Origin of the sequence: Halovenus salina (assembly GCF_026410925.1) — an archaeon.
GTDB lineage: Archaea > Halobacteriota > Halobacteria > Halobacteriales > Haloarculaceae > Halovenus > Halovenus salina.
In genome coordinates this window covers 2,034,169-2,046,449 of sequence record NZ_CP112972.1, presented here as the reverse complement: position 1 = coordinate 2,046,449, position 12,281 = coordinate 2,034,169, and the positions used below count along the sequence as shown (strand labels likewise).

At 62.9% G+C, this 12,281-nt stretch carries 14 protein-coding genes; 7 read left to right on the top strand and 7 right to left on the bottom strand.

Features of this window, described 5'->3' with window-relative positions:
- Positions 1–48 precede the first annotated feature (48 nt).
- Positions 49–1,290, top strand: coding sequence for a threonine ammonia-lyase (gene ilvA, locus OSC37_RS10285; protein ID WP_267161386.1), 1,242 nt, complete (start codon positions 49–51; stop codon positions 1,288–1,290).
- Here the strand turns inward: ilvA and OSC37_RS10280 are convergent, their stop codons facing one another.
- Both OSC37_RS10280 and OSC37_RS10275 read right to left on the bottom strand, forming a co-directional pair.
- On the bottom strand, positions 1,291–1,629 hold the full coding sequence (locus OSC37_RS10280) for a glutaredoxin family protein (RefSeq protein WP_267161385.1): 339 nt from the start codon (positions 1,627–1,629) through the stop codon (positions 1,291–1,293). It lies immediately after the preceding gene.
- 42 nt (positions 1,630–1,671) lie between these two features.
- Positions 1,672–1,920, bottom strand: coding sequence for a BolA family protein (locus tag OSC37_RS10275; RefSeq protein WP_382185589.1), 249 nt, complete (start codon positions 1,918–1,920; stop codon positions 1,672–1,674).
- A 175-nt stretch (positions 1,921–2,095) separates the two neighbouring features.
- On the opposite strand from OSC37_RS10275, the gene OSC37_RS10270 reads away from it, so the two are divergent.
- Positions 2,096–3,058 (top strand): NAD-dependent epimerase/dehydratase family protein, encoded by a 963-nt coding sequence (locus OSC37_RS10270; RefSeq protein WP_267161384.1) that lies wholly within the window; start codon positions 2,096–2,098, stop codon positions 3,056–3,058.
- Positions 3,059–3,082: 24 nt separating this feature from the next.
- Here OSC37_RS10270 and OSC37_RS10265 read toward each other — a convergent pair whose 3' ends face one another.
- From OSC37_RS10265 to azf, 3 genes are all read right to left on the bottom strand, one after another.
- Positions 3,083–3,613 carry a hypothetical protein gene (locus tag OSC37_RS10265; RefSeq protein ID WP_267161383.1) on the bottom strand — a complete coding sequence of 177 codons (531 nt, stop codon included), beginning with the start codon at positions 3,611–3,613 and terminating at the stop codon, positions 3,083–3,085.
- Positions 3,614–3,675: 62 nt separating this feature from the next.
- Entirely contained in the window at positions 3,676–4,335 is a 660-nt protein-coding gene (locus tag OSC37_RS10260) for an SDR family oxidoreductase (RefSeq protein WP_267161382.1), read from the bottom strand.
- Between the two features lie 62 nt (positions 4,336–4,397).
- Positions 4,398–5,159 carry an NAD-dependent glucose-6-phosphate dehydrogenase Azf gene (gene azf / locus OSC37_RS10255; protein ID WP_267161381.1) on the bottom strand — a complete coding sequence of 254 codons (762 nt, stop codon included), beginning with the start codon at positions 5,157–5,159 and terminating at the stop codon, positions 4,398–4,400.
- Positions 5,160–5,346: 187 nt separating this feature from the next.
- Between azf and OSC37_RS10250 the strand changes: the two genes are divergently transcribed.
- The 4 genes from OSC37_RS10250 to OSC37_RS10235 are packed head-to-tail and all read left to right on the top strand — an operon-like array spanning position 5,347 to position 10,327.
- Entirely contained in the window at positions 5,347–7,932 is a 2,586-nt protein-coding gene (locus OSC37_RS10250) for a PAS domain S-box protein (RefSeq protein ID WP_267161380.1), read from the top strand.
- 36 nt (positions 7,933–7,968) lie between these two features.
- The gene (locus OSC37_RS10245; protein ID WP_267161379.1) at positions 7,969–8,331 is read left to right on the top strand and encodes a dihydroneopterin aldolase family protein; all 363 of its coding nucleotides are present in this window, start codon (positions 7,969–7,971) and stop codon (positions 8,329–8,331) included.
- Positions 8,332–8,333: 2 nt separating this feature from the next.
- On the top strand, positions 8,334–8,999 hold the full coding sequence (locus OSC37_RS10240; RefSeq protein WP_267161378.1) for a lipoyl protein ligase domain-containing protein: 666 nt from the start codon (positions 8,334–8,336) through the stop codon (positions 8,997–8,999).
- 44 nt (positions 9,000–9,043) lie between these two features.
- On the top strand, positions 9,044–10,327 hold the full coding sequence (locus tag OSC37_RS10235) for a dihydroorotase (RefSeq protein WP_267161377.1): 1,284 nt from the start codon (positions 9,044–9,046) through the stop codon (positions 10,325–10,327).
- A 41-nt stretch (positions 10,328–10,368) separates the two neighbouring features.
- Here the strand turns inward: OSC37_RS10235 and OSC37_RS10230 are convergent, their stop codons facing one another.
- Both OSC37_RS10230 and OSC37_RS10225 read right to left on the bottom strand, forming a co-directional pair.
- Complete coding sequence (locus OSC37_RS10230) at positions 10,369–11,646, bottom strand: RNA-guided endonuclease InsQ/TnpB family protein (RefSeq protein WP_267161376.1); 1,278 nt, start codon at positions 11,644–11,646, stop codon at positions 10,369–10,371.
- The gene (locus OSC37_RS10225) at positions 11,643–11,786 is read right to left on the bottom strand and encodes a hypothetical protein (protein WP_267161375.1); all 144 of its coding nucleotides are present in this window, start codon (positions 11,784–11,786) and stop codon (positions 11,643–11,645) included. The genes OSC37_RS10230 and OSC37_RS10225 overlap by 4 nt, the downstream gene beginning before the upstream one ends.
- Positions 11,787–11,881: 95 nt before the next feature.
- Here OSC37_RS10225 and tnpA point away from each other — a divergent pair, with 95 nt between their 5' ends.
- Entirely contained in the window at positions 11,882–12,280 is a 399-nt protein-coding gene (gene tnpA, locus OSC37_RS10220) for an IS200/IS605 family transposase (protein ID WP_267161374.1), read from the top strand.
- The last annotated feature ends 1 nt before the right edge of the window (position 12,281 follow it).

Genomic DNA, 12,281 nt, shown 5'->3' with positions numbered 1-12,281 from the left:
TTTCCGGTCCCGACATCACTAACACGCACCCACGCAAACGGGCAGAACATGCTTGAGTTAGCTGACGTTCTCGCGGCACAGGACCGGGTCGCCGAAACGTCCCGTGAGACGCCGCTCGTCTACTCGAATACGTTCTCGGATATAACAGGTGCAGATGTCCACCTGAAACAGGAGATGCTCCAGCGGACCGGCTCGTTCAAAATACGCGGGGCGACAAACAGGATTGCGACACTCCCCGAAGCGGATCGTGACCCAGGGGTCGTGACTGCAAGTGCAGGCAATCACGCGCAGGGTGTGGCGCTCGCGGCCACCCGCATGGGCGTCGACTCCAAGGTGGTGATGCCCGAAGGTGCGCCAATTTCGAAGATACAGGCGACGGAAGATTACGGCGCGGAGGTGATCCTCCACGGCGTCGACTACGACGAGGCCGCCGAACACGCCCGCGAACTTGAACGCGAGGAGGGGCGCTACTACCTCCCCGCCTTCGACGACTGGGAGGTGATGGCCGGCCAGGGAACGATTGGTCTTGAAATCTACGACGAACTCCCCGAAGTCGACACCGTAGTCGTGCCAATCGGCGGCGGCGGCCTCATCTCCGGGGTTGCGACGGCACTCAAGGGCAGAAAGCCCGACCTGCGCGTGGTCGGCGTCCAGGCCGAGGGCGCATCGAGTGTCGCGCCCTCGCTGGACAAGGGCGAACGTATCGAGCTGGACAGCGTCGAGACCATCGCCGACGGTATTGCCACCCGGACCACTGGCGAGAAGACCTTCCAGGTCATCGAAGAGCACGTCGACGAGGTCGTGACGGTCTCGGACGGCGAGATTGCCGTCGCCGTAACGACTCTGCTCGAACGGAGCAAGACGCTTACCGAAGGCGCGGGCGCGGTGGCACTCGCCGCACTGCTAGCCCAAAAGTTCGACTACGAGGACGACGAGACCATCGTGCCGACGCTGTGTGGTGGCAACATCGATATGAACATGCTGACGACAGTCATCATGCGCGGCCTGGTCGAGACTGGTCGGTATCTCCGCATCCGGACCGTGCTCCCGGACCGACCGGGCGCGCTCGACGGGCTGATCGACATCATCTCGGAAAAAGAGGCGAACATCTACGCCATCCAGCACGACCGCACCTCGCGGGATATCTCGATGTCGGCAACAGAGGTCGAAATCGACCTCGAAACCCGCGGCGACAACCACGTCGTTGCGTTGCTCGACGCATTAGAGGATGCAGGATACGAAATCGAAGTGCTCGAAGGCGGTGACGGCGGAACGAGTATGCTTCCCTGATCAGGCGACAGTCGCTTCGAGTTCGCCCCGCTCGTCGAGTTCCGAGAGCACGTCACTGCCACCGACGAACTCCCCGTCGACAAACGTCTGTGGGATGGTCTCCCAGCCGCTGTGTGCTTCGAGAGCGGCCCTGAACTCCTCGAGTGAGTCGAGCACGTCAACGACCTCGAACTCCTCGCGGTACTGGCCGACCAGACTCAACGCGCGGTCGGAGTACCCACACTGAGGCATGTGTTTCGTGCCCTTGATAAACAGGACAACCTCGTTCTTGTCGATTGCCGTCTCTACGATTTCGTCGACTTCCTCTTGTGGAAGGCTCTGGTTCGGGTCAAATGTCATCATCCACGGTTAGTGTCCGAACAGCAAAGGACTTCTGGACAGCTAATCGTACTGCTCGGGCGTGTACGTCTTCAGTTCGAGGGCGTGAATCTCGGTCGTCATGTACTCGTCGAGTGCGTCGTAAACCATCTCGTGTTGGTCGACGAGCGTTTCGCCCTCGAAGGCCGGCGAGACGACCGTTGCCGCGAGGTGGTCGTCGTCCTCGGGGCCGCGTGGCTGTGTGACCGACGCCTCGGCGTCGTCGATTTCGCGCTCGATTCGGGCCTCGATATCCGACAGGTCGATGTTCATACCGTCTATCGGCACGCAACGCTCAAAAGCCCGTCTGTTCCCGATGTTCTCCGAGTGAGATACCGTTAAACCGCCTGAAATACCGACACAAGCCAGCTATCCCACGAATCGTGCATCCAGAGCCGACCGCCAAAATATCGATGCACTAACCACGGATGCCCGTGCAGGTGTAGGTATGAGCGACAGTACTGTCCTCGTCACTGGTGGTACCGGCTTCATCGGCTCGTACGTCGTCGCGGACCTGCTGGATCAGGGTCACGATGTGGTTGCCTACGACATCTCGACCGATACCAGCATCCTCGAAGAACTCGGCGTCGCCGAGGAGACCGAGATCCGCCGGGGCGATATCGCTGACTCGACGGACGTGATTCGGGCTGTCAAGGAAACGGGGACGACCCACATCGTCCACCTGGCCGCGCTGTTGACGACGACCGCCCGCGACAACCCGCGGATGGCCGCCGACGTCAACATCACGGGCACCAACAACATCTTCGAGGCTGCGCGCACGCTCGACGACCAGGTCGAACGCGTCGCCTGGGCCTCCTCGGCGGCGGTGTACGCTCCGCCCCACAACTACGACGCCGAGTGGATTGACGAAGAGGAACTCGTCTACCCCGACACGCTCTACGGCGCGACCAAGGAGTACAACGAACACCAGGCCCGGATTTACGAGGAGGATTACGGCCTCGACCACGTGGCCCTGCGCCCGACGGTCGCCTACGGCCCTTACCGCGAGACTGGCGGCTCGGCGTTTCTCGCGAACATCATCGAAAAGCCCGCGCTGGGTGAGTCCTACAGCGTCGAGTACGGCGACCAGGCCATCGACTGGCAACACGTCGAAGACATCGCCCAGGCGTTCCGCAAGGGCGCGTTCACGCCGGAGTCGGAGCTGTCCCAGCGCGTGTACAACGTCCGTGGCGTCCTGGCGACTGTTCGTGAGGCCGCCGAAGCCGTCGAGGACATCGTCCCCGACGCCGACATCGAGGTCTCCGACGAGGGCGAACTGCCCTGGACACAGAACCTCGACATGACCAAAGCCCAAGAGGACCTCGGCTACGACCCCGAGTACGACCTCGAAGCCGGCTTCCAGAAGTACATCAACGTCCTGCGCGAGGACGCGGGCATGGACCCAGTCTGAGGGGTTATCAGAACCGACGACCTGTCAGTCAGTTCTGACCGCCCAGCAGTCTTCTGAGAGCGTTCGACCGGCGGCGTATCCCTGATGTTCGCGAAGCAGATGATTCTTCGACAGCCGATACGTCGCGCGATGTGCAGTCGCGTCGACTGGCTGTGGCGTCTCGTTGGCTCCCGGCGTCTCCGTATTTCCCTCGACAGCAAGCTCGATTCGGTAGCCGTTGTCTGTCTCTTCCGTGGTAGTGACACTGACCCCCTCAATCTCGTCGTACCCGTCCCTGGTCGCCACGGTGTAGGTCCGCTCAAACTCGGTCACGTAGTCGACGACACGGTCCTGTGTTCGCGTCTCCGGTGGCTCTGGCAGTCCGTCGATTTCGGGGGGAGAGCCACAAGGGTCCGAGACCCACTCCGGAGTGGCGGTTGCGGACGGGTCCGAGGCAGGCGTGGCTGTCGGCGTCGTCTCGGTCGGCTCCGTCGAGTCGGGGTCGCTGCTCAGACAGCCTGCGAGCGCGACACCTGCGAGTGAAGAGGCGGTGGCGAGGAATCGTCGGCGGTCCATACCGTCGGCTACGTCGGTGAATAAAAAGGCAGTGGTGACGGGTCAAATCGCTCTTGTACCTGTCACTCCCGGAGGCGGACATCAAGTCTCCGTGTCACCGCCCGGTCGCGCTCGATGAGTTGCTGGTAGACGGCCGCGAGTTCGTCAGCGTCGAGGCGCTGTCCGGCGTCCGTGTCGGCTGGTGCAATTCCGGTACCGATGCTGACGTACGTGACTTGGACCGCTCCGAGCGCGGCGTCGAGGGTGGCCGCAAGTCCCTGTGTGGCCGGCGCGACGGCACCCCACTCGACCTGCTCGGGCGCGGTCTCCTCTGCGTAGGTCGTGCCGCTGAACACGACCGTCCCCTCAGTTTCCCGGAGGTCCGGGAGTGCGGCCTGGACGCAGGCAAGCGAACCAGCGACCCGAACGTCGAGCATCGATTGGAGGCGGTCGACGCTCGCGTCTTCGATTGGTCGGCCGCCGCCGGCGCTGGCGTTGAGGACGACCGCGCCGAGTTGGCCGAGTTCCGCCTGGACGCGCTCGACGCCGGCCTCGACCGCCGCCATGTCGGTGATGTCCGTTGGGACCGCAACCGCGCCCGCCCCGAGGTCCGCTGCGAGTTCTTCGATGAAGGGCGCTGACCTGGCGAACAGGCCCACATCGTAGCCCGCACCGTGTAGCTGTCGCGCTGTCGCTTCGCCAATCGTCTCGCCGACGCCGACAATCAGAACGGTATCGCTCATGCCGACGGCTACGAGAGATGGGGTCAAAAGTGATTGCTGAAACGCAGTTCAGGAGCAACAGGTCACGAAACCTTCTCCGCGCCGTCCCACTCCGCGGAGTTGTCCCGTGGCTCGTAGCCAAGTGCCCCTTTAGCGCGTTCTAGCGAGTAATATTTCCGGTCGTTATCTGAGATACCGTAGACGATTTCGTAGTCGTAGTCGGCCTGGAGCGCGCGGTCGTGGATGTGGGCACAGTCCCGAGGCGAGAGCCACATCGCCTGGCCCCGCTCGTAGTCGATTGGCGGGTGGTCCTCGTTGAGGTTGCCGATGCGGATGTTACAGACCGAGATGCCGTACTCATCGTGGTAGTATCGACCGATTGTCTCGCCGGTCGCCTTGCTGATGCCGTACTTGTTGCCGGGGCGAGGGAGCTCGGTGCCGTCGAGGCGAACGTCGTCGTCGGCCCGGTACATCTCGGGAGTTCGTTCGTCGGTCTCGAAGGCACCGACGGCGTGGTTCGAGGAGGCAAAGACCACGCGGTCGACATCGTGCTCGACGGCGAGTTCGTAGACCGTATGCGTGCCGTCGATGTTGTTCGCGAGAACGCTCCGCCAGGGGGCTCCGCGCCGGGGGTCGCCCGCGAGGTGGACAACCGCGCCCGCCTCGGCAATCGCAGGGCGTACGTCTTCGGGCTCTTGCACGTCGCCGGTGAAATAGGGAGCGCCGGGCTCCTCGGTGGGCTGGGTGTGATACATGAGCCGCCAGTCGTACTGTTCGGCCAGGCGCTCGTAGACAGTCCGCCCGACGTGTCCGCCCGCTCCCGTGAGTAAGACCGGGTCGTCCATTCAGTTACACCAAGCGGGAGACGAAATAAGTAGCACACGATTCACACCAAAGGCACACAGGGGTAGTTTCCGGTTGGTGGGAATTGGACGATAGTTTACGTATATCCAGCAGATAGTCCGGACCACAGGGGAGACAGGTCGACAGGAGTCGACCGTATATCACATGCTACAGCTGGCATATATTTTCGTGTTCGCAGTAACCGGTATTATCTGTCTACTGGGACTGCTCGGCGTCCGGTCGCTCGACCATCCCGACACGCGCCTGAGTCTGGCGTGGTTGCTCGTGTTGAGCGGCGCGTGGTCGCTGTTGACGGCGATTCAGTTGGCACTCCAGGCAGGACCACGAGCGCGAGCGACACACACCGCCGCGCTCGTCGTCGGTATCGCAACGGTGTTCGCGTGGCTGGGATTCGCGTCCGCATATGCAGGCCGTCGATACCACCGCCACCGCGCGGTCCGACTCACCAGCGCGGTCATCTTCCTCACAATTATCGGCGCGAAACTGACGAATCCGCTTCACGGGGCGTATTTCGACATGGCGGTTACGGCCGAGCCGTTCAGACACCTGACGCCGATATACTACACCCCACACTGGGTCGTAACCGGCTTCGCCTACACGGCAGCGGGTGTCGGCTTTCTCTGGCTGTTCGAGTCGTTCACCCGCAAGAGTGGGACCACCAAAAGCCACCCGCTGCTGTTGTACGCGCTGGTCATCGCGACCGGACTTCCGGCCGTCCCGTTCGCGTTGGCGCGGTTCGTCGACCCGCTCGTGTTCATCAACTACGAGCCCCTGGGTGTGGCCGTTTTCGCGCTCGGTGTGCTGTTCTATGCCCGAGCGGAGTTCACCCAGCACAGCTCGCCCGACCACTCCGCGCTCGCCGACAACCTCTCTGACGGCGGGCTCGTGCTCGACGACGCCGACATCGTCATCGACTACAACGAGCAAGCGGCCACCGTGCTGGGACTGGAACAGATTCCACGTGCGCCACTCGACGAGATCGACGCCGAGCTCACGGCGCTGTCTCCGGGCGAAACACAGCGCGTGACGAGAACGGTCGCGGGCCACACCAGAACGTACGAGGCAACGCGGTCGACGGCCCCAGACGCGCTCATCGCCGAGGAGAGTATCACCCTGAAAGACGTGACCAGAGCCACGCGTCTCGAAGAGCTGACGGGCATCTACCAGGAGATCAGCGAGGCACTCGTCAACGTCACCGACCCGTGGGAGTTCGTCCAGAACGTCCCCGAACGGTTCGAGTCCGTCGACGCCTACGCGCTCGTCCGCCTGTCCCCGAGCAACAGCGACCAGTCCCGAACTGTCGCAGGGCTTGGCATTACTGACCAGGAGATGCCCGACGCCAGCGAGACGGCCGTCGGCACGGCGACGGCCTACGCGGAGTGGGCAGCGAGTGCAGCGCGCGAAGACGAGCCGGTCCGGGCCGCAACAGCCCGCGAGCACAGCCACGAGGTCCAGACAGAGACGACCGACGCGGCGTGGAGCCGACGGGCGAGTGCGCACGGCATCACCGCCTGTCTCGCGGTTCCCGTGTGTTTCGACGAACAACAGCAGTTCGTGCTGGGCATCTACACGACCGACCCGACGGGGTTCGACGAGGCCGAGCGCCAGCTCATCGAGGAGATCTGTCGGCGCATCCCCGAAACCATCGAGAGCATCGATGCCCACCGGGAGGCACTCCAGTACAAGAAGGCAATCGACCACGCGGGAGCAGCGATGTTCATCACCGATACAGAGGGAACGATACAGTACGTCAACCCGGCCTTCGAGACACTCACCGGCTACACCGCCGAGGAGGCCGTCGGCTCGAACCCACGGATACTCAACTCCGGCGAGATGAGCGAGGGCCACTACGAGCGGCTGTGGCAGACGATTCTCGCGGGCAACGTCTTCGAGGAGCAGTCTATCAACGAGACCAAACACGGCAACCGCTATATCACACAGCAGACGATTGCGCCGGTCACCGATGAGGACGGCGAGCCGGTCGCGTTCGTCGCCATCCAGCTCGACGTGACCGACAAGCTCCTGCGTGAACAGCGGCTGTCGGTGCTCCATCGCGTGTTGCGTCACAACCTTCGCACCTCGATAAACGTCATCGACGGCCATAGGAGCCTGCTCGCCGACCGGATTGCAGAGCAGACCGGCGCGATTTCCCCGGAGATACAGGACTCGCTGGACACCATCAGCGAACGCACCGCAGCGCTCGCAGACCACTCCGAGACCGCCCGAGACATCGAACAGTCCCTCTCTGCCGAGGCGCTTGGGACAGTGTACGTCCCTGGCGAGGAGCTGGCCGCGGTGGCAGAGGAGACCGCACGCGAACACGGGGGGAGCTGTACGATCGCATCAGACGAGGAGGTGGCCGACAGCCAGGTCTACTCGGAGCTGAAGCAGGTGCTCACGGAGCTGGTCGAGAACGCCTTCGTCCACAGCGACGCCCCGCCCTCGGCGGTCGACGTGCGGGTCCGGCTGACGACAGCGGAGGGTCGGCTGACGATGACTGTCGAGGACGACGGGCCGGGCATCTCCGACCAGGAGCTGGTCTTTCTCGAAAAGGGTGGGGAAGACCAGCTCCATCACGGCAGCGGGCTGGGGCTGTGGCTGATAAACTGGCTCACCGTCTCGCTCGGTGGCTCTGTGACGGCGTCGACAGACGACGATGGGACGACAATCAACGTGACAGTCCCCCTCCAGGGCGAAGCCAGACAGGATGTGGCTGGCACAGCAGAGTCGCCCGTCGCCGGGACCGACGGGTAGATACGCGTTCGTCACCAATGAACGAGCCGACCGAGCATGACCGACACGACACCGACCAACGCGGAGGCGGCCTGTTTCGAGGCGGGCATCAAATTCGGCTCGCTGTACCACCAGTTCGCGGGGACGCCGGTCAGCCCCGAGAGCGCGCCGTCGCTCGCGCGAGCGATGGAAGAGGCAATCGAAAACCAGCCACACTGTGTCGACGTGACGGTCACGCCAGACACCGACCGTCTCGCGGCCGAAATCGCCGACGGCCCGGCGAGCTACACCGAACTCACCGGCGAGTTCATCGAGGTCGAGTTGACAATCGAGTACGAAGGCGTCCGCGTCGTCGCAGAGATGGAACTGGTCGACGGCTACCCGCTAATGGCTCCCGTCTCGGTGACGGGCCGGGAGTGAGCATGTACGCGTTACGTGGCCGCAAGGAGGAGCTCTCGGCCGACCTGGCAGTGACCGACGACCTCGTCGAGCGGACCCGCGAGACCGGCGAGGGTGGCGTCCGGGTCTGGCGACCACCGAAAAACGTCGCATTCGGCCGACGGGACAGCAACCGAGACGGCTACGAGCGGGCGTGCCAGATTGCATCGGACCATGGCTACCCAATCGCCGAGCGCAGCGTCGGCGGCCACGCCGTCGCCTTCACCGGCAACACTGTCGCCTTCGCGGTGACAGAGCCGGTCGAGGACTCCCGAACCGGCATCACCGAGCGCTACGACCGCGTGACCGGCCGGGTGAACGCCGCCCTCAGCGAGGTTGGTGTCGACGCCGACGAGGGCGAGCCCGAGGGTTCCTTCTGTCCGGGAACACACTCGCTTTCTGCGGCGGGGAAGATAGCAGGCCTCGCACAGCGTGTCCACAGCGACGTGGCCGTTACCTCCGGGATTTTGATGGTGGAAGACCACGCGGCCGTCGCCGACGTGCTCGCGCCCCTCTACGACGCCCTCGCCGTCGAATTCGAGCGCGACGCCGTCGGGAGTATCGCCAGAGCCGGCGGCGAGACAGGAGCTATTGTCGACGCAGTAATCCACCACCTCGCCGGCGACGACCCGACCGTCGACAGCGTGTAGCGGTCGTCCGGGAGACTTACCACCCCTCGGTGTAGAGCGTGGATATGCTCATTCGGAACGCGACACTTGCGGAGGGAGACACCCGAGACGTTCGCGTCAGCGGGGAGCGTATCGCCGCCGTCGGCGACGGACTCGATGCCGACGACGAGCGCGTCCTCGACGCGACGGGGAAACGGCTGTTGCCGGGGATGATTGACGTCCACGTCCACTTCCGCCAGCCGGGATTCGGCCACAAAGAGACCTGGGAGACGGGAACGAAAAGCGCCGCCGCCGGCGGCGTCACGACGGTCGTCGACCAGCCGAACACCGAGCCGCCGACAGTCGACGGGGCGGCCGTCGACGAGAAACTCGGCTACGCCGAACAGGCCCACATCGATTTCGGCATCAACGGCGGCGTCACCGCCGACTGGGAGCCGGCAACGCTGTTCGACCGGCCGCTGTTCGCCCTCGGCGAGGTATTTCTGGCTGATTCGACCGGCGAGATGGGTATCGACACCTCGCTGTATGCCGAGGCGCTCGAACAGGCACGCGAGCACGACGTGACCGTCACCGTCCACGCCGAGGACGAGACGCTGTTCAACGAGAGCGCCAGAGAGCGCGACGACGCCGACGCCTGGAGTGCCTACCGCCGACCACAGGCAGAACAGGAGGCCGTTCGGCGGGCCTGCGAGCTGGCGACCGAGCGAGATATCCAGATTCACGTCGCACACACCAGCACACCAGAGGGAATCGACATCGCCGCCGAACACGGAATGACCTGCGAGGTGACGCCACACCACCTCTTTCTCTCCCGCGAGTATCTCTCCGAGCTTGGCACCCACGGCGTGATGAACCCGCCGCTACGCCGGGATACGCTTCGCTCGCGCGTCTACGAGCGCGTCGCCGACGGCACCGTCGACATGATTGCGACCGACCACGCACCACACACCGCCGAAGAGAAAGACGTCGGTGTCTGGGACGCGCCGAGTGGTGTCCCGGGCGTCGAGACTGTCCTGCCGCTGTTGCTTGTCGAGGCCGAGCGTGGCCGTCTGAGCTACGAGCGGGTGCGAGACCTGACGGCGGCGACCCCCGCGGACGTGTTCGACCTTCCGGACCGCGGCCGTGTGCGCGAGGGGAACTACGCCGACCTCGTGCTGGTCGACCCGGACGCAGTCACCGAGATACGAGCAGACGCGCTACACACGAACTGCCCGTGGACGCCCTTCGAGGGATGGGATGGACTGTTTCCCGAGTGGACGATGGTCCGTGGAGAACAGGTCTTCGAGCGCGACGCCGACGAACCGTTTGGCGATCCTCGCGGCCAGAACGTCCGCACGACAGAAGAGTAACGTGAACCGCCTCGGGGTCAAGCCCCGAGGCTTCCCGTGGATTAGTCGGACACTCCCACGCGACCATCGGCCTGATAGCCTCGAACGGTCGGGTGGGTCACGGTCGGGGCGTCCACGGCCCCCGATGCCTGTCGTCGCACCTTCCGAACAACGGGAAGGCTGTTGAGAGCAGGCACATTCCAGTCCTGATGTTTCTTGATGCCTTTCACGGCGATGTTGACGCTTGCACCACGGTCGCTGTGGTCTTGATGGGAACACGACCGACACTTGAACCGCTTCTTGTTGCGGTTCGCTCGCTCCGTATGCCCACATATCGGACACCGCTGGCTGGTGTACTCGGGGTTAATCCACGCGGTTGGAATGCCCTCGAACGACGCCTTGTATGACGTGTAGTATTGGAGAGCGCGGAACGGGAGGTGGTGCAAGCGTCGGTTCATCCGCGTGCCGTAGTCGATACTGTCGCGCATCTCTTTGAGGTCTTCAAAGACGATACACGGCTTCTCGAACTGACGACTCCACTCCACGATGTGCCGAGACACTTTGTGGAGTCTGTCGCGGACAAACCGTTCCTCACGTCCTTCCAACGTGTCGTGAACACTGTCTTTCCCCGCGTTCTGCACACGCTTTCGCATCGTGAAGTAGCGGTGGCGCTCGAACTTGATTTCGGGGAAGTCGATGACCAACGTATCTTCGACGCCATCTTCGTTCAGCGCGGTCAACGCGACGTTATCCTCGTTCACGTCCACACCGACGACCGTCCGTGAGTCCTGCTTGTCACGAACAGTTTGCTCGGTGTTCGTGACGTTGACGTGCAACTCGGCGTTCTCGTTGTGGAACAGGACTTCTGCTGTCCCAATGTTCCAGTCGTCGCTCGTAAGCGCGGTCTTGAGAATGTCGAGATGAGCGTCGTCGCCGTTAAGAACGCCTTTGACGTGCTTGTACGGTTTCGCGCTGATGCGGAACGCCACGTCGCCGTCGTCGGTAAGCGACAAGTTGTACCCTTCCTCGTAGTTCGCACGAAGCGGGTACGCGCCGTCTTTGGTGTGACTCGGCTGACCGAAGTCGTCGTACTCGTAGTAGTTCTCCATCGCCCCGAGAGCCTTCGCAACGACGCGCTGAGTCGTGTTCTTCACGAGGTTGGCGTCGTCGGCCACGCGGTCGGGAATCGCGTCCCAATTCACACCTTGTTTGGCGAGCTGGATGGTTTCGTTGTACACCGAGCGCGATTCGAGACAAGCGTCACGGAGCAGGCTCTCGTTGTCACTCTGGATGTCGAGTTGGAAGTCCAGCGTCTTGACGAGAGCCTGTTCGTTGGTCATTCTTGGTCGTTGGGTTGGACGTGACGGTAGTGAAGGAGGAGCGTTCGGAGTACGCTGTCGAAACTCGTGTGGCCCTCCTCGTCCTTGAGTTCGTCAAGGTCGTCGTACACGGAATCGGATACCTTGAGTTGCTTCGTCACGTCTACTCCTTGCTCCTCCACGCTTAAAAGTCTACTGGTGGTTGTCTGTAGGTCACTTCAAAGAATACCTTTGATTGGTCGTTGTACTGGTAGGTATGGGCGAAAAGCGGTCGAACCACACGGTGTACAACGTCAACTACCACTTCGTGTGGTGTCCGAAGTACCGCCACGCGATTCTCGAACCAATCGAGGATTCGCTGGAGTCGAGTTTCCGTGATGTATGCGACAAGTACGGCTACGAGATACTGTCGTTGCACATCTCTCCCAACCACGTACACCTGTTTCTGTCAGCCCATCCGAAACACGCGCCGAGCGAAATTGTGCGAACGGTCAAGAGCATCACGTCGCGGGAGATGTGGGAACAACACGAACCTCTGTTACAAGAGTACCTGTGGGGTGGTGGGTTCTGGGAGGAATCGTACTACGTCGGAACGGCTGGTGACGTTTCGACCGAGACGATTGAACAGTACATCGAGCGAACGGAACACGTTTAGT